General features: G+C 63.6%; 10 protein-coding genes and 3 pseudogenes. 3 read left to right on the top strand and 10 right to left on the bottom strand.

Features of this window, described 5'->3' with window-relative positions; all coding sequences use genetic code 11:
• Positions 1 to 240: 240 nt before the first annotated feature.
• From AWB81_RS33900 to AWB81_RS33890, 4 genes are all read right to left on the bottom strand, one after another.
• Entirely contained in the window at positions 241 to 1170 is a 930-nt protein-coding gene (locus AWB81_RS33900; RefSeq protein ID WP_062641787.1) for a histone deacetylase family protein, read from the bottom strand.
• Positions 1171 to 1607: 437 nt separating this feature from the next.
• The gene (locus tag AWB81_RS33895) at positions 1608 to 2321 is read right to left on the bottom strand and encodes a helix-turn-helix domain-containing protein (protein ID WP_062641785.1); all 714 of its coding nucleotides are present in this window, start codon (positions 2319 to 2321) and stop codon (positions 1608 to 1610) included.
• A gap of 176 nt (positions 2322 to 2497) precedes the next feature.
• Complete coding sequence (locus tag AWB81_RS46005) at positions 2498 to 2662, bottom strand: hypothetical protein (protein WP_159938981.1); 165 nt, start codon at positions 2660 to 2662, stop codon at positions 2498 to 2500.
• A 78-nt stretch (positions 2663 to 2740) separates the two neighbouring features.
• Positions 2741 to 3244 (bottom strand): universal stress protein, encoded by a 504-nt coding sequence (locus tag AWB81_RS33890; RefSeq protein ID WP_062641783.1) that lies wholly within the window; start codon positions 3242 to 3244, stop codon positions 2741 to 2743.
• Positions 3245 to 3600: 356 nt separating this feature from the next.
• Here AWB81_RS33890 and AWB81_RS33885 point away from each other — a divergent pair, with 356 nt between their 5' ends.
• The 3 genes and pseudogenes from AWB81_RS33885 to AWB81_RS33875 all read left to right on the top strand — a co-directional run.
• A complete protein-coding gene (locus AWB81_RS33885) occupies positions 3601 to 4641 on the top strand; it encodes a zinc-dependent alcohol dehydrogenase family protein (RefSeq protein WP_062641781.1) in 1041 nt (346 codons plus the stop codon).
• Between the two features lie 791 nt (positions 4642 to 5432).
• The gene (locus tag AWB81_RS33880; protein ID WP_062641779.1) at positions 5433 to 14015 is read left to right on the top strand and encodes a GH36-type glycosyl hydrolase domain-containing protein; all 8583 of its coding nucleotides are present in this window, start codon (positions 5433 to 5435) and stop codon (positions 14013 to 14015) included.
• A gap of 61 nt (positions 14016 to 14076) precedes the next feature.
• Positions 14077 to 14796 (top strand): annotated as a pseudogene (locus AWB81_RS33875) (sigma 54-interacting transcriptional regulator); the annotation flags it as partial.
• A gap of 98 nt (positions 14797 to 14894) precedes the next feature.
• Here AWB81_RS33875 and AWB81_RS33870 read toward each other — a convergent pair.
• The 6 genes and pseudogenes from AWB81_RS33870 to AWB81_RS33845 all read right to left on the bottom strand — a co-directional run.
• Positions 14895 to 15383: an NUDIX domain-containing protein gene (locus tag AWB81_RS33870; protein ID WP_062641776.1), complete on the bottom strand. Its 489-nt coding sequence runs from the start codon at positions 15381 to 15383 to the stop codon at positions 14895 to 14897.
• Between the two features lie 130 nt (positions 15384 to 15513).
• Positions 15514 to 15876: an amidohydrolase family protein gene (locus AWB81_RS33865; protein WP_143753541.1), complete on the bottom strand. Its 363-nt coding sequence runs from the start codon at positions 15874 to 15876 to the stop codon at positions 15514 to 15516.
• A 219-nt stretch (positions 15877 to 16095) separates the two neighbouring features.
• Positions 16096 to 16218, bottom strand: a pseudogene (locus AWB81_RS45085) (hypothetical protein); the annotation flags it as partial.
• Positions 16188 to 16490: an IS66 family insertion sequence element accessory protein TnpB gene (gene tnpB, locus AWB81_RS33855; protein ID WP_062641770.1), complete on the bottom strand. Its 303-nt coding sequence runs from the start codon at positions 16488 to 16490 to the stop codon at positions 16188 to 16190. The gene tnpB and the pseudogene AWB81_RS45085, both read right to left, overlap by 31 nt.
• 108 nt (positions 16491 to 16598) lie before the next feature.
• A pseudogene (locus tag AWB81_RS33850) lies at positions 16599 to 16880 on the bottom strand (IS3 family transposase); the annotation flags it as partial.
• 16 nt (positions 16881 to 16896) lie between these two features.
• The coding region (locus AWB81_RS33845; protein ID WP_144444246.1) for a transposase at positions 16897 to 17360 on the bottom strand (464 nt) is incomplete at its 5' end.

Genomic DNA, 17360 nt, shown 5'->3' with positions numbered 1-17360 from the left:
CGACAGAAATCGCGCTTTATCATGCACTTGGAAAACTACCCGAGCCTCCGTCGACCCACAGTTTTTACTGACGAACCAAAACTTTAAGCCGATGCGATGCGATGTACGTTGACCTTGGTCAATCAAAGAGCATCGACGTTGGGCTTGGGCGGTCCGTGTCCATCTTCCGAACGGCTGGCAAATGTAAGGATCGAATGGCGCCAGAAAGGCTGTGCGTTCGCGTGCAGAGCGCAGCGATGCTCAGCGGTCGACTCCGATCAGCACCTTCACGTGCGCGGCAGCGCCGCGTGCCAGTGGCGACAGTTCGTAGCCGCCTTCCAGGCAGGAGACGATGCGTCCTTTCGCGTGGTGCCGCGCGACCTCGACGATGCGTTGCGTAACCCAGGCATAGTCGGCTTCGACCAGACCGAGGTTGCCCATGTCGTCTTCACGGTGGCCGTCAAAACCGGCCGAGATGAAAATCATCTCCGGCTTGAACGCTTCCAGCGCCGGAAGCCATTTCCCGGTCACCGCAGCCCGGAACGCTTCGCCGCCGGAGCGCGACGGCAGCGCTACGTTCACCATGTTCTTGCCGCGAGGCTGGTTGCCCGAGAATGGATATATGTTGTCCTCAAAAATCGAGCACATCAACACCCGTTCATCGGCATGGAAAATGTCTTCACTGCCGTTGCCGTGGTGGACATCGAAATCAACCAGTGCGACGCGAGCGAGTCCATGCACGTTGAGCGCGTGCCGGATGCCCACCGCGACATTGTTGAAAAAGCAAAATCCTCCGGCTGCCGCATATTCCGCGTGATGTCCGGGCGGACGCACGTTGCAAAAGGCGGTGCTGGCTTTGCCCGCGATCACCAGATCCGTCGCCAGCACCGCTGCGCCCGCGGCACGCAACGCCGCCTGGTAGGTGTAGCGATTCATCATGGTGTCGGGATCGACTCGCACGTAACCCTCAGTCGGGGACATGCTTGCGATGCTACGGATATACGGAATCGAATGGGCTTGCGCGAGCTGTTGTTCCGTTGCGAGCGGCGCTTCGCAGGTTTGCATGCAATCGAGCAAGCCCTTGATCAACAGCATATCGTGGATGGCCCCGATACGGTCGGGCGACTCGGGGTGCATAGGGCCCATTTCATGTTTGACGCAGTCGGGATGGGAGATGTAGGCGGGTAACATGCGGGTTTCCTGCTTTAGTGAAAACGCTGCCAAGGCATCTCGTTGCGGCTCAATGCAACCGCGCGTCATCGCGCTCACTTCGACACGTCGAATAGCGGCACCTCATGTTCATGGGCGCTGGCGAGCACGGAACTACGCCAGTACTGCGGCTGGTCGACGCATCGCCGCTCTGCACCCAGTAATTGTAGTACTCGAATGACGGCCTGGCTTGTGCAACGTACGCATCCAGACACTTCGTGATCGGTTCTTGTCGTGGCCGCGCCGGCTCAATGCTGTACCCCTCAGGCCGGGTGACCTCGTCTGAGTAGTTTCCGATGCTGTGCGGCCGACAGCGCGACGGCTATCATCAGAGAGTCTTTGCCTCCATCCGACCGGCTTCATTAACACCAACAGAAGTTCGATGGAAGCGCATCGACATCAAACGGTGTGAGCAACCCCTAATGCATCCGCGTTCCCATCCGTGTGAGACCGCCGAGATCAAGAATCTGCACCTCCTTGCCCTGAATGTCGATCAACCGCTGCTTCTGAAACTTCGAGAACATGCGGCTCACCGTTTCGAGCTTCATTCCGAGCAGGCTGCCCATTTCCTCGCGGCTCATGCGGAGGCTGAAGTCGGCGGCCGAATAACCGCGCGCCTTCATCCGCTCGGAGAGGTTGACGAGAAACACTGCCAGGCGCTGCTCGGCGGACATTGCGCCGAGCACCATCATGAGACCCGATTCTCGCACTATCTCGCCGCTCATCATGCGATGGACCTGATGCTGCATCGCGCTGACTTCGCGGCATAACGATTCGAGGAGCGCGAACGGAATGATGCACACGGTGCTGTCCTCGAGTGCGATCGCCGTGCAGTTGTGTCGCGCCGTGCAGATGCCGTCGAGCCCGAGCGGCTCGCCCGGAAGATGGAAGCCGGTAACCTGCTCCTCGCCGTCGCCGTGCGCAATGACCGTTTTGAAGGACCCCGCGTAGACCGCATAGATGCTGTAGAACGGATCGTTTGCACGATAGAGCGATTCGCCGCGCTTCACCGTACGCTTCGCCTGGATGATCGCGTCGAGGCGCGCAAGTTCGCGAGGTCCGAGGTCCCGCGCGAGGCACACCGCGCGGGTGCGGCAATCACGGCATCCTGACGGGCTCGCCGGTTTCAGCATTGCTCGGCCGTCGACGGGGCGACGACGCGACGGTGAAGTTGAAGTTGAACCGGCGACAACAGTCCCGGTATCGGTCGCAAAAGACATGATGAGCTCCTGCACATTCAGCGAAGTCTCCGTTTCGCAAAGTGGGCGATGGGTGGGTGGTTCCTGGGTTCTTCCGTTTGAGCAAACTTTCAAAATGAGAGCAACACGGACGAGATAGACGCCTTCAGCAGCGTGCGGATCGCTTCGCCAGGCACGAGTTCGCGCCAGCGCGCATGGCCGCAGGCGCCCATGACAAGAGTGTCGGCATCGGCGTATTCGATTGAGGCATCGCCGGCGTCTTCGATCGCATTCACGCCTGCTTTTCGCGTTCGGCCTGTGCCTGGCGAGACCGGTGGTTCACCGACATCGACACAGGGATCGCGATTTCGAGATCAGACCGGCTCGGCGACCGGGGCCGCGGCATCCCGGGCCGCGCCGGAGACAGCGGCGTGTTCGGCCGGGACCAGCAGCACAGGACAGCAGGCCATGCGCACGAATCGCTCTGCGACGCTGCCGAGCACGAGCCGCTGAAAGCCACGCCGCCCATGCGTGCCCATCACGACCAGATCGGCATGCATCTCGGTCGCGACGCGCAGGATGCATTGCGCGATGCCGTCGCCGCACAGATCGGCTTCGACCACCTGCGCCACGCCGCGCACGTTGTCGCGCTGCATCCTGCCGAGCGCTGCGTTAGTGACGCGTGTGCCTTCTGTCAGCATGGCATCGCGCAGGATCGACGGGTCGTAACCGGGTGCCTCGTAGGCCATCAAGGGCGCATCGACGATATTGAGCGGCCGGAGTTCGACGTGGTTCTCGCGGGCGATCCGCAAGGCTGCGTCAAATGCCCGGATGGAGGTTTCGCTGCCGTCGATGGGCGCGAGGATGCTTCTGTACATGGTGGTCTCACTCGTGCTGACTCGGGCAATTGCTTCTGGCACACTCGCGCGGCGCGATAGAAGATGTCGCGGTCTGGCAAACCGCATGTGTCCCGGGCGGCAGCGCTGTGTTGCATGGCTCTTCGCGATGACGCTCCAAGCATACGTTGACAAGTCGTCTCGCGGCAGCCTCGGAAACTACTCAGGCGTTCGGTCGTGGCGGGTCGTGGCGGCAGTGTGCCCCTTTGAGCATCGATGCCGAGCCCGGCAGATGCTCGTCCATCTTCCAAACCGTTGATACAGGTCAATCGCTACGACACGCACGCGCCTAGAGTGAGTCGATCTGGACCACGCAAATCACGCGAAGGAGACACCCGATGAAGGCACTCGTGTATCACGGACCCGGCAAGAAGTCGCTCGACGAGCGGCCGATGCCCGAACTTGCCGCCCCGACCGACGCCATCGTGAAGGTGACACGCACGACAATCTGCGGCACCGACCTGCACATCCTCAAGGGCGACGTCGCGACTTGCGAGCCGGGCCGCATCCTCGGGCACGAAGGCGTGGGCGTGATCGAGCGGGTGGGCGCGGCGGTTTCGTCGTTCAAGCCGGGGGACCACGTGCTGATCTCGTGCATCTCGTCCTGCGGAAAATGCGAGTTTTGTCGTCGCGGCATGTACTCGCACTGCGCGACGGGCGGCTGGATACTCGGCAACAAGATCGACGGCACGCAGGCGGAATACGTGCGCATTCCGCACGCCGAAACGAGCCTTTATCCGATTCCTGCCGGCTCCGACGAAGAAGCGCTCGTGATGCTCTCCGACATCCTGCCGACGGGCTTCGAGTGCGGCGTGCTGAATGGCAAGGTACAGCCGGGCTCGACGGTCGCGATTGTCGGAGCGGGCCCGATCGGTCTCGCCGCGCTCTTGACGGCGCAGTTCTATTCGCCGGCGCAGATCGTGATGATCGACCGTGACGCGAACCGGCTGGAAGTGGCGCGCACGTTCGGGGCGACCGGCTGCATCGATATTGGACGCGCCGATGCCGTGACGGAGGTCATGAACTTGACCGATGGCGCGGGCGTCGACTGCGCGATCGAGGCCGTAGGCGTGCCGGACACGTTCGAGTTGTGCCAGTCGATCGTCGCGGCGGGCGGCACGATCGCGAACGTCGGCGTGCATGGCGCCAAGGCAGACCTGCATCTCGAAGCGCTCTGGGACCGTAATATCACGATCACGACGCGCCTCGTCGATACGGTCAGCACGCCGATGCTGCTCAAGACGGTGCGCTCAGGGCGCCTCGAACCGAACAGGCTGATCACGCACCGCTTTCGTCTGGACGACATCATGAACGCTTACGACACCTTCGGTAACGCGGTCAATACTCACGCGTTGAAGGTCATCATCGAGGCGACCTAGTTTGAAAGGGCTTCGCTGATCGGGTCGTGGCGGAATGGACGGGCGTGCCCTTTATTTAAATAGATCGCGACAGTCCCACGGAATGCGCCCACACTGTGTGACGTGGCGATCGCCTTCGCGGCCGTCGATGCAGGAGCAACATGATGGCCAAGAGTCAAGCGCGTGGTAATCGAGAGTCAAAGAAACCCAAGCAGCCGAAAAAGGTAACCTCGCCCGCGGAAGTCGTGTCCTGGGCGACGACCCCAAAGAGCACCGCGGCCAGCGCACCCACAAAGAAGAAATAGCGTCACGCGCATAAGCGGATCGATCTGTCTGCCACGCTGTCCGGTACGACGACACACCAATACGTCGGCGTTTCCATCCCAGTCTCCCGTGCAGTTCCGGACCGGTCACGGAAGTGGTCGACGTCCGGTATGCATACCGTCGCGCACCGTCGCTGATCCCGGGCGGTCTTGCTCTTGTATCCCCCGATGACCGGGGTCGCCAAGGGCCTCAGTCCGTCGCGTTCTGTGCGCCCGGCATCGTCGTGGCGGAACTTCGATCAGCGGCGACCGCGACTTTCGCGAGCAATGTTCGATCGCCCAGCGTCAGGGGCGTCCTCTCTCGTTCCCGAGCGTGTCCGTCAGATGTCGCGCGTACGCGGGATGTCCTGCAGCGAACGCACTCACGCGCACGATCCGCGTCGTCCTGAAGGAATTCGTGGTCACCTCCAGCCCGATGAGCCGCGCGGCCACGCCTCAACTGCTTCCGGCGCACGCGCCGCCAACTGACTCGGCACTGGAAACGCGCCTATGAACGCAGTCTTTCGCTATGTCGCATCGCGTCGCCGGAGACCGTCCCTATGGGCCGATACCGCGCCGGTGCGTGAAGAGCTGTTCGGTATCGAACGGCTGGAGCAGCACGCTCAAAGCCTCGCCGCCGCGCAGCCCGTGACGAAGGCGCCGCCTGTCGTCCTGTCGCTGCACACCAGACTGAACGACAACGCGGCGGTCCTGCTGCAAGCTTATCGCGCGAGCGCCGAAGAACTGGAGCGCGGCGGCGGCGTGGTGCCCGCCGCCGAATGGCTGCTCGACAACTACCACCTGGTCGAGGAGCAGATCCGCGAAATCCGGGAGGACTTGCCGCCCGGCTACTACCGTCAGTTGCCAAAGCTCGCGGAGGGCCCGTTCGCCGGCTACCCGCGAGTGTTCGGCGTCGCCTGGGCGTTCGTGGCGCACACGGACAGCCACTTCGACCCAGAGACGCTGCGGCGCTTCATCGATGCCTATCAGCGCGTTCAACCGTTGACCATCGGCGAGTTGTGGGCGGTCGCGATCACGCTGCGCATCGTGCTGATCGAGAACCTGAGGCGTCTCACCGACCAGATCACGGCGGGTCGCGCCGCGCGCGCGGACGCCGACGCGCTGACCGAGCGCCTGCTGGCCTCGGGCAGCGCACGCTCGGCGCTCGAAGCCGATATCGCCACGCGTTCGTCGGACATTTTGTCGGAGCTCTTTGCCGCGCAACTCGCGAAGCGTCTGCGCGACCAAGACCCGCGCACCACGCCGGCCCTCGGCTGGCTGGAAGAGCGGCTGAAACTGCAGGGCGTATCGGTCGACGCAGTCGTCCAGCACGCGCAGCAGCGGCAGGGTGCATCGAACGTTACCGTGCGCAACGTGATCACCAGCATGCGGCTGATTTCCGACATCGACTGGGCGGAACTGGTCGAAAGCGTCAGTCTCGTCGACGCGCGACTGCGCGCGGAAAGCGCCTTCGCTGCGATGGATTTCGCTACGCGCAACCTCTACCGCAGCGCGATCGAACAGCTTGCGCGCGGCTCGGCGTTCACCGAACTCGACATCGCGGATCTCGCGCTTCGCTCGGCGCAAGCGGCGACGGCGCAAGCAGGCGACCCCGGTTACCACCTGATCGCGGAAGGCCGTCCCGCGCTCGAACAGACCATCGGATTTCATGCGCCGCCGCGGCTGCGGTTCACGCGATTCAGTGTGCGTCTGGGCATCAACGGTTACGTCGGGGCGATCCTCGTGCTCGCCGGCGCGTTGCTGGGGCTGGCGTTGTGGGCGCTTTGGTCACTTGCCCCGCACGGTCTCGATACGCCTCTGATCGTGCTGTTTGCCGTGTGCGGATTCCTGCCCGCCACCGAGATTGCGACCGCCCTCATCAACCGGACGATCACATGGAGTTTCGGCGCGATCACCTTGCCGGGTCTGGAACTGACAGCGGGCGTTCCCGCGTCGTTGCGCACGCTCGTCGCGGTGCCGACGCTCCTGACCGGCGAAGCCGACCTACGCGAGCAGATCGAACGCCTCGAAGTGCATCACCTTGCGGGCGCGGGCGGCGACCTGTCGTTCGCGCTGCTCGTGGACGGCCTCGATGCGGATCAGGAAGTGGTAGCGGGCGACGCGCATCTGCTCGCCGTCGCCGCCGACGCGATCGAAGCGTTGAACCGCCGTTACGAACCGGGCCCGGGCGGGAGCCGTTTCCTGCTGTTGCATCGGCGCCGCGTGTTCAATGCGAGCGAGAACACATGGATGGGCTGGGAGCGCAAGCGCGGCAAGCTGCACGAACTCAACCGGCTGCTGCGCGGCGCGACCGATACGACCTTCACGCCGATCGGCGGGCGCGCCCCGCAGGTGCCATCCGATGTGCGCTACGTGATTACGCTCGATGCCGATACACGCCTGCCACGCGATGCCGCCGTGCGGCTGATCGGCAAGATGGCGCATCCGCTGAACCGGCCGAGATTCAGCGGCGTCGAGCAACGCGTGGTCGACGGGTACGCGATTCTTCAGCCGCGCGTCACGCCTTCGCTGCCGGTCGGGCAGGAAGGTTCGCTGCATCAGCGCGTCTTTTCGGGCCCCGGCGGGATGGACCCGTATGCAGCGGCTGTGTCGGACGTGTACCAGGACCTCTTCGGCGAAGGCTCGTACACCGGCAAGGGCATCTACGACGTCGATGCATTCGAAGCGGCCTTGCAGGGACGCGTGCCGGACAACGCGCTGCTCAGTCACGATCTGTTCGAAGGGGTGTTTGCGCGCGCGGGACTGGCGTCGGATGTCGAAGTGGTCGAGGAGATGCCGTCTCGCTACGACGTCGTGGGCAAGCGGCAGCATCGCTGGACGCGCGGCGATTGGCAACTGCTGCCGTGGATAGTCGGCCATCGGGGACACGACCGTCTCGCGATGCCGCCGCTCGGCCGCTTCAAGATGCTCGACAACCTTCGCCGGTCGATGCTGGCGCCGTGCATGGTCGCGGCGCTCGCGCTGAGCTGGCTGATGCCGTTGCGCGCCGGCATCGCGGGCGCGGCATTCGTGCTGGCGGCGCTCGTGATTCCCGCCTTCCTGCCGACGGTGTTCGCGATCCTGCCACGACACGCCGGCATCCAGCTGCGCAATCATCTGGGCAAGCTCGCCGCCGACCTGCGCGTTGCCGGGTTGCAAACCGTGTTGTCGGCCGCATTCCTGACTGACCAGGCGTGGCGCATGGGCGACGCTATCGTGCGGACGCTGACGCGGCTTTACGTAACCCGCCGGCGTCTGCTCGAATGGACCACGGCCGCCCAGTCGCAAGGCAGTCCACGCCTCGACTTGCGCGGCTTTTACCGCCGCATGGCGGGAGGCACGGCACTTGGGCTTGCGCTCGCTGCTGACGCAATCGCGTTCGCGCCGCGGCACTGGCCGCTTGTCGTGCCATTCGCATTGTTGTGGCTCGCGGCTCCAGCGCTGGCGCTGTATTCGAGCCGATCGCCCTTCGTCGCACGGCGTCTCGCGATGTCGGACCCGGACGCGCGCGACCTGCGCCTGATCGCGCGGCGCACGTGGCGCTTCTTCGAAACCTTCGTCACGCCGGCGGAGAACATGCTGCCGCCCGACAACTTCCAGGAAGACCCAAAACCGGTGGTCGCGCATCGGACCTCGCCGACCAATCTCGGCCTTTATTTCCTGTCGGCGATTGCCGCCCGCGATTTCGGCTGGGCCGGCACGACGGAGACGGTCGAGCGCATCGAAGCGGCGTTCGCTTCGATGCAGAAGCTCCCGCGTTTCAATGGACATTTCTACAACTGGTACGGGACGCTGGATCTGCAGGCGCTGGCGCCGGCGTATGTGTCCTCGGTCGACAGCGGCAATCTGGCGGGTCATCTGATCGTTCTCGCCAACGCATGCGACGAGTGGTTGCACGCATCGCTTGCACCGGCTGCCCGGTCGGGGATGATGGACGACCTGCAACTCGCGCGCGAGGCCGTCGGCGCCTTGCCCGCCGCGGGCGGCGAGCGCGGCGCGCAGCTTGCCGCGATCTTCGGCGAGATCGACGCGCAACTGCACGGGCCGCAGACGCTCGAAGCGGTGTCGCCATCGTTGACGCGCCTGACGGAAAAAGCCGCCAGGACGACGCGCGAATTCGTGCCCGCGAGCGGCGACGACACGTCCACCGACCTGATGTTCTGGATCGATGCATTGAGCAAGAGCATTGTCGAACATGGCCGCGACCGCCAGCAACTCGCCGACGCGCCCCATCTTCTGCAGGATCGCCTGAAGTCGCTCGCGGAGCGGTCGCGCGCGATGGCGCTCGGCATGGACTTCGCGTTCCTGCTCGATCCGGAACGCAAGCTGTTGTCGATCGGCTATTCATTGGCCGACAACACCCTTGACCCGAACTGCTATGACCTGCTGGCGTCGGAAGCACGGCTTGCGAGCCTTTTCGCCATCGCGAAAGGCGATGTGACGACGCGCCACTGGTTCCGCCTCGGCCGTTCCGCGACGCCGGCCGGCGACGGCTCGGCGCTGATTTCCTGGTCGGGATCGATGTTCGAATACCTGATGCCGTCGCTCGTCATGCGCGCGCCGGTCGGCAGCCTGCTCGAACAGACGAGCCGTCTGGTGGTGGAACGGCAGGCGGCGTATGGAAAATCGCTTGGCATTCCGTGGGGCATTTCGGAGTCGGCGTATAACGCCCGCGATATCGAATTCACCTACCAGTACTCGAATTTCGGCGTGCCGGGTCTCGGCCTCAAGCGCGGTCTGTCGGAGGATCGCGTGATCGCGCCATATGCGACGGGATTGGCCGCGATGGTCGATCCGCAGGCAGCGCGAGAGAACTACGCGCAACTCGCCGCGATGAGTGCGCTTGGCCGCTATGGGTTCTACGAAGCGCTCGATTTCACCCGCTCGCGTCTGCCCGACGACGAGGACGTTGCGATCGTCCGAAATTTCATGGCGCATCACCAAGGCATGACGATCGTCTCGATCGCGAACACGTTGCTCGACGGGCAGATGCGGGCACGCTTTCACCGCGAACCGATGATCCAGGCGAGCGAGTTGCTGTTGCAGGAACGCATGCCGCGCGACGTCGCCGTGGCTCACCCGCGCGCCGAAGAAGTGAGCACGGCCGCCGCCGTGGCCGGCGCGGTGACGCCGACAGTCCGCCGCATCGACGCGCCGGCGACGGCGGGTGGCGCACCGGTCACGCATCTGTTGTCGAACGGACGCTACGCGGTCATGCTGACCGCGACCGGCGCCGGCTACAGCCGCTGGCGCGACATCGCCGTGACGCGCTGGCGCGAAGACCCGACCCGCGACGACTGGGGCTCGTTCATCTACCTGCGCGACAGGCAGAGCGGCCATTTGTGGTCGGCGGGCGCTCAGCCGGCAGGCCGCGAGGCGGATCACGAAGAAGTCATGTTCGGCGAGGACCACGCGCAATTCATCCGCCGCGACGGGTCGCTGACAACCACGATGGACGTGCTGGTCTCCGGAGAGGCTGACTGCGAAGTGCGCCGCGTGTCGCTCGCGAACAGTGGACGCCGCACGCGCGAGATCGAGCTGACGTCGTACGCCGAAATCGTCCTCGCGACGCCCGCCGCCGACAACGCACATCCCACGTTCTCGCGGATGTTCGTCCAGACCGAACATCTCGCTGAATTCGGCGCGCTGGTCGCAACGCGCCGCTTGCGCTCGAACGATGAGCCCCAGGTGTGGGCTGCGCATTTCGCGGTGGTCGAAGGGGAAATCGCCGCAGAACCTCAGTACGAGTCGGATCGTGCCTGCTTTCTCGGCCGGGCGCGCAATGCACGCACGGCGGACGTGATCGTCGGCGATGAACCGCTGACGAACACCGTCGGCACCGTGCTCGACCCTGTTTTTGCGCTCCGGTATCGCGTGCTGGTCCCGCCGGGCAAAGTGGCGCGCGTGACCTTCTGGACCGTGGTCGCGACCTCGCGAGTGGAGCTCATGGATCTCATCGACAACCACCATGACCGTAACGCCTTCGATCGTGCCAAAACGCTTGCGTGGACGCAGGCCCAGGTCCAGTTGCGCCATCTCGGCATCGAGGCCGAGGAAGCGGCGGACTTTCAGCGCCTCGCGGCGCCTCTCATTTACTACGATCCGCGTTTCAGGGCATCGTCGGACGCGATCGTTCGCGGGGCGGGGATGCAATCCGGCCTGTGGCCGCACGCCATTTCCGGCGACCTGCCGATCTTCCTGCTGCGCATCGATCACATCGAAGATATCGCTCAGGTCCAGCAGCTATTGAGAGCGCACGAATACTGGCGAATGAAGCGTCTCGGCGTCGATCTGGTGATCGTCAACGAGCGAACCTCGTCGTACCTACAGGAGTTGCAGGCCGCGATCGAAGCGGCCGTGCGCAGCAGTCAGTCGCGGCCGCGCTTCGGCGAAGAATTGGCGCAAGGTGCCGTCTATACGCTCCGCGCGGATTTGATGAGCGTGGAGGCGCGGGCGTTGCTGCGATCCGTGGCTCGCGTCGAACTCGTTGCGCGCCGTGGCTCGATTGCCGAGCAGCTCGCGCGCTTGCCGCAAGCGCAGGTCAAGCGCACAGCGTGGCTCAGGCCGAAGCCGGCGATGCTGTCGCCTCCGACCACGCCCGCCCATGCGCCGGGTGCGCTCTCGACGGCTCCGGCCAGGCTCGAGTTTTTCAATGGCCTCGGTGGCTTCGACAAGAACGGCCGCGAATATGTCACGGTCCTTTCGCCCGGCGCGACGACGCCTGCGCCGTGGATCAACGTGATCGCCAATCGCGGCTTCGGCTTCCAGGTTTCGGCGGAAGGCAGCGGCTACACGTGGGCGGAAAACAGTCGCGAGAACCAGATCACGCCATGGTCGAACGATCCGGTCGAGGACCCCGCCGGCGAGGCCTTCTACGTCCGTGACGAAATGAGCGGTGCGTTGTGGTGCGCAACCGCGCAGCCGATCCGCGACGACGGCACGTACATCGCGCGTCACGGTTACGGCTACAGCCGCTTCGAACACGAAGCGAACGGCATCGCGCTCGACTTGCTGCAATTCGTGCCGCTCGCCGATTCCGTGAAGATCTCCCGGCTCACGTTGCGCAACCTGTCGGGTGCGCCGCGCCGGCTGTCGGTCACGGCGTGGATGGAATGGGTGCTCGGCACCTCGCGCGGCGCGTCGGGACCGTTCATCACGACGGAGATCGACCGGGTCACGGGCGCGATGCTGGCGCGCAACCCGTGGAGCGTCGCCATGGCGGGGCGCGTGACGTTCGCCGACCTCCGCGGCCAGCAGACTGCGTGGACCGCGGACCGCACCGAGTTCCTTGGCCGTCACGGCGGTCCTGCGGCGCCGGCTGCACTGACCGGCAAGGCGCCGCTGTCCGGCGCGACGGGTGCCGGCCTCGATCCGTGTGCGGCACTGCAGGGCATCATCGAACTGGGCGTCGACGAGATTGCCGAAGTGGTGTGCTTCGTCGGGCAATGCGCTTCGGTGGAAGAGGCGCGGGAACTGATCGAGCGCTATCGCAAGGCCGATCTTGACGCCGTTCTAGCCGACGTGACGAGTTACTGGCAGACGGTGCTTGGCACCGTTCAGGTCCAGACACCCGATCGCGCGATGGACCTGATGCTGAACGGCTGGCTGCTGTATCAGACGCTCGCGTGCCGTATCTGGGCGCGATCCGCGTTTTATCAGGCGAGCGGTGCGTACGGGTTTCGCGACCAGTTGCAGGACGGCATGGCGCTGACTCACGGGCAGCCCGGCGAAACGCGGCGGCATTTGCTGCGCGCCGCGTCGAGGCAGTTTGTCGAAGGGGATGTGCAGCACTGGTGGCTGCCACATTCGGGCCAAGGCGTGCGCACGCGGATTTCCGACGACCGCGTGTGGCTCGCCTATGCGAGTGCGACCTACATCGGCTGCACGGGCGACGCCGCGATTCTCGACGAGATCGTGCCTTTCCTCGATGGACCTCCGCTGTCGCCCGGCGAGCACGACGCTTTCTTCCAGCCGATGATCGCGGACGAATCGGCGTCTCTGTTCGAGCATTGCGCGCGCGGACTCGATCAATGCATCGAACTGACCGGCGAACATGGCCTGCCGCTGATGGGCACCGGCGACTGGAACGACGGGATGAACCGCGTCGGCGCGGGCGGGCGGGGGGAGAGTGTCTGGCTGGGCTGGCTGCTCCTGCGGACCATCGACTTGTTTGTGCCGCTCGCGCAAGTGCGTGACCGTCAGCGCGCGGTGCGCTGGCGTGCTCATGCGGAGTCGGTGCGCGAGGCGCTGGAGCGCGATGCCTGGGATGGCGAGTGGTATCGTCGCGCGACGTTTGACGACGGCACGTGGCTCGGTTCAAAGCAAAGCGACGAGTGCTGCATCGATTCGATCGCGCAGTCGTGGGCCGTGCTGTCAGGCGCAGCCGATCCGGCCCGTGCCGCGCTGGCGATGGCGTCGCTGGAAAAGCACCTCATCCGCGGTGACGACGGGCTTGCGTTGCTGTTCACGCCACCGTTTGACAAGACATCGCACGATCCCGGCTATATCAAGGGCTATCCGCCTGGCCTGCGCGAGAACGGCGGGCAGTATAGCCACGCGGCGATGTGGGCGATGCTCGCGTTCGCGAAGCTTGGGTGCGGTGACAAGGCCGTCGCGCTGTTTTCACTTCTCAATCCCGTGAACCATGCGCGCACGCCAATGGAAGTCGATCGCTACAAGGTCGAGCCTTACGTGGTTGCCGCCGATATCTATTCCGTGGCGCCGCATACCGGGCGCGGCGGCTGGACCTGGTACACGGGATCGGCGGGGTGGATGTACCGTGCCGGTGTCGAAGGCATTTTGGGGATTCGTCGCGAGGGAGACTTTCTGGTGATCGACCCGTGTATTCCGGATGCATGGCCGGGGTTTCGAGCAACGGTCAATATGCAATCGACGTGCTATGAAATCCACGTGGAAGTCGAGGCCGGGCGCCGTATGACCGATGCGCTGCTCGATGGCGCCAGCGTCGATTGCGGCGATGGTCCCGTGCGCGTGCCGCTCGACGCGGGGTCGCACCGTCTGCTGATTTCGCTTCGCGCCGCAGTGCGCGAGCCCGTTGACTCCGGTGAAGAGGGATGCGCATATGCCTGGTGATGGCCGTCAACTGCTGTATGTGACACGCAAGGCGAACGACTCCCTTTGCGAGCGATTCGAAGAGTTATTCGGCTATGAGCGCGGCGCATTCACCGGCGCCAACCAGCGCAAGATTGGCCGGGTAGAAGCGGCGAACGGCGGGACCCTGTTTCTCGATGAGATCGGCGACCTGCCGATCGAAAGCCAGGCGAGTCTGTTGCGATTCCTGCAGGAAAGCAAGATCGAGCGGCTGGGCGGACATGACTCGACGCCGATCGACGTGCGCATTCTTTCGGCGACTCACGTCCACATGCCGACCGCGATGATTGAAGGCCGCTTTCGCGCGGACCTCTACCACCGGTTGTGCGTCCTGCAGATTGACGAGCCGCCGCTGCGCGCGCGTGGCAAGGACATCGACTTGCTGGCGAAACATATGCTTCACGGGTTTGCGAAGGACGCAAGCCGGCGGCGGCGCGGGTTCGCGGCCGACGCGCTCGCCGCGATGCACAACTACGGCTGGCCTGGCAATGTGCGTGAGTTGATGAACCGCGTACGGCGCGCGATCATCATGTCGGAAGGGCGTCAGATCCACGCACGGGACCTGGAGCTTGGCGATTATGTCGAAGGCGTGCCGGTTTCGCTGGATCAGGCCCGCGAAGCGGCAGAACGGCGCGCCATCGAATTCGCCTTGCTTCGCCATCGCGGACGTCTGGGCGAGACCGCCGTCGAACTTGGTATCTCGCGAGTGACGCTATACCGATTGCTCACGGCCTATGGGATGCGAACGCCGGCGGATTCTTGACTTAGAGACGGAATCGTACGGGTGGTGACCGGCCGCCTGCTTTCCCGTCTTTCCCGTCACCCGGACCCGTCGGGATGTCCCGAAAGGATAACGGCCAACTAACCGCCGTGATCTTTGTCGAGATACGCAACGACCGCCTTTGTCAGAGCGATGCTGTGCAATTCTTCCGGCGATGCCAGATGCGCGGCGACAATCTCTCGATTATCGAGCCGCAGCTCGGGTATGCAATCGAGGTGCAGTTCAAAGAAATGCACCCGGTCTCTTCGTCCGTCCCAAATGCCGCTGGCGCTGCCCGCGGGGAGTAATGCGTACGACGACAGACCAATCTCCTCCTCCATTTCGCGCCGCGCCGCTGCATCGGGGGTCTCACCGGGCCGGAGACTGCCGCCGGGAAAATTCCACTCGGCCCGGTACGATGACTTCAGAAGCAACAGTGCCTGCCCGACGTAGATTGCCACCAGCGCGCCTTCATGGCGAGGCCTTCGAAGGTACCACCAGGCGCGGACGAACGGGAATCCGAGGCGAAGGACGATGCGCCAGAGCGAGTCGACAAGCAGGGCTGGTAGTGCTTGTTCGAGGCTCGGCATTGAGTTCTCTCCTTTCCTTTCATGGCAAGAGGGTGTTTCGGGTTTTGAGGTCACTCAGCGTCTGTCACCACTGCCGAGAAACCGTAGTTTAGCCAGCGGCTGCTCTCGCCCGGGATAGCGGTAGTGTTGATTACGTTGGATTGAACCAGCGGTCAGCAACACCAAAAAATATCTCGTCTGTCTCATTCGTTGAGAAGCCAGCGACCAGTTGCGCGTATCGATCGTAAAGGTCGGCAAATCCTGTCGAGAGCTTCGCAACAGGCATGTGGCTACCGAACATGCCCCGCGACACGCCAACACTGTCGATTGCGGTCAACACCCAGGGCGCTGCCTCGCTAACGGACCACCGCACACCAAAGATGCATGCCAGAGCAGAGATGTCGACGCAAATATTGTCGCAACCGGCAAGCTGTGCAAGATCCCGCTTCCACCGGTCAAAGCCGGTTTTGCTCAGGTCGAGCGGCCACCCCAACAATGCGATAGTGAATCCGATATTCGGATGACTCTATATGACGCGAGTCAGGTCGGGCATTTGATGCGCGAATATTTCCAGCCCACATTTGAAATCGTGCTTGTCCAGTAAAGCCAGCGATTCGCGCCAGGTCGAATCCGTCAGCAAATCTGGCCGTTTGGCGAATCGCTTCAAAGGATTGTCGTCGTCCCAAACAAGATGTTCCCGAACCGATGTGAGATTGAGAAGCGCGCTGTATTGTTTGCCGCGCGCGATCACGAAGCCGCCGGTGTGCTGCGAGAGATGGCGTGGAAAGTTGAGCAACTGCGTCGCGAGGCTCGCCCACTGTTGGATCATCGGCACCGAGGCGTCCAGACCGGACTCAACGTTCGTGTGTCAGCAGCATGCTGCTTCGCCTCGCTGCCGGCCAGTGGCCAGCTGAATTGCCCTTGATTCAGCCGGCGAGCGGCCAGCCAGATGCCGAAGCCGTCGCGAATCAGGACCTTCACGCGGTTGGCGCGGCGATTGGCGAACAGGTAAACGTGATGGGGATGCGCAGCGCCGAACACCTTGACCACTCGCGCCCGTGCCGTGTCGAAACCGGCGCGCATGTCCAGCGGTTCCACTGCCAGCCAGGTCTCATCAATCCGGATCACCTCAGCCGTAAGCGTCTCGCCGTGGCCGTTCTGGCGTGCTGATTGAGGTTTTGGGTAGTTTGGTGTCCACCAAACTGGACTGACCCCCAAGAGTTGGACGTTGAAGCGTTAGTTTTTTCCCGTCCGCATTCGATATTCCACGGGACTCAGTCCACCAAGTTTCGATTTGATGCGATGCCGGTTGTAGTAGTCGATGTAGCCCTTCAGGCCTGCTTGCAATGTGTCGACGTCTTCGAAGTCCGTGAGATGGAAGTACTCGGCCTTCAGAGTACCAAAGAAGCTCTCCATCGCCGCGTTATCGAAACAATTTCCTTTTCTCGACATACTTTGCTTCATTCCGTAGCGCGCGAGTGCCGCTCGGTAAGGTTGCATGCGGTAGTGCCAGCCCTGGACGCCCTTCTAATGGTCAAGGGGAAATTTGAGTCTGTGTAATCTGGCGGTTGCGCTGCCGGATGACGTAGTAGACCTCCCGCGCGATATAGCGCTTGAGGCAGCGGATCGCTTCAAGTTTCGAATGCCCCTCGCTGACGCGTTTGGCGACATAGGCCTTTGTGCGAGCGTCGGTTCTCAAGCGTCCGATGGCAATGATGTGCAAGGCGCTGTTTGCTGCGCGATCCCCACCGCGATTCAGTCGATGTCGCGTCACCTTACCGGAAGACGCCGGGACGGGGCTTACCCCACAAAGGGCGGCGAAGCTGGCCTCTGACTGAAGCCGATCGCTGTTCTCGCCAGCGGTCAGTAACAGCTGCGAAGCGGACTCGTAGCCAATCGAGTTTCGGGAGACAAGATCGGGAGCGAGTTCGTCGACGAGCGTCGCGATCATGACGTCGAGGTCGGCGATCTCGTCGTGCAACTCCAGATAGCGACGTC

Origin of the sequence: Caballeronia arationis (assembly GCF_001544975.2) — a bacterium.
Lineage (GTDB): Bacteria > Pseudomonadota > Gammaproteobacteria > Burkholderiales > Burkholderiaceae > Caballeronia > Caballeronia arationis.
Note: the sequence above shows the minus strand (reverse complement) of the source record. Positions and strands in the feature narration are given on the sequence as shown.

Coding starts and splice junctions, on each gene's coding strand:
- AWB81_RS33900 (WP_062641787.1), bottom strand. CDS start 1,170: ATGTTACCCGCCTACATCTCCCATCCCGACTGCGTCAAACATGAAATG.
- AWB81_RS33880 (WP_062641779.1), top strand. CDS start 5,433: ATGAACGCAGTCTTTCGCTATGTCGCATCGCGTCGCCGGAGACCGTCC.
- AWB81_RS33890 (WP_062641783.1), bottom strand. CDS start 3,244: ATGTACAGAAGCATCCTCGCGCCCATCGACGGCAGCGAAACCTCCATC.
- AWB81_RS33885 (WP_062641781.1), top strand. CDS start 3,601: ATGAAGGCACTCGTGTATCACGGACCCGGCAAGAAGTCGCTCGACGAG.
- AWB81_RS33895 (WP_062641785.1), bottom strand. CDS start 2,321: ATGCTGAAACCGGCGAGCCCGTCAGGATGCCGTGATTGCCGCACCCGC.
- AWB81_RS33870 (WP_062641776.1), bottom strand. CDS start 15,383: ATGCCGAGCCTCGAACAAGCACTACCAGCCCTGCTTGTCGACTCGCTC.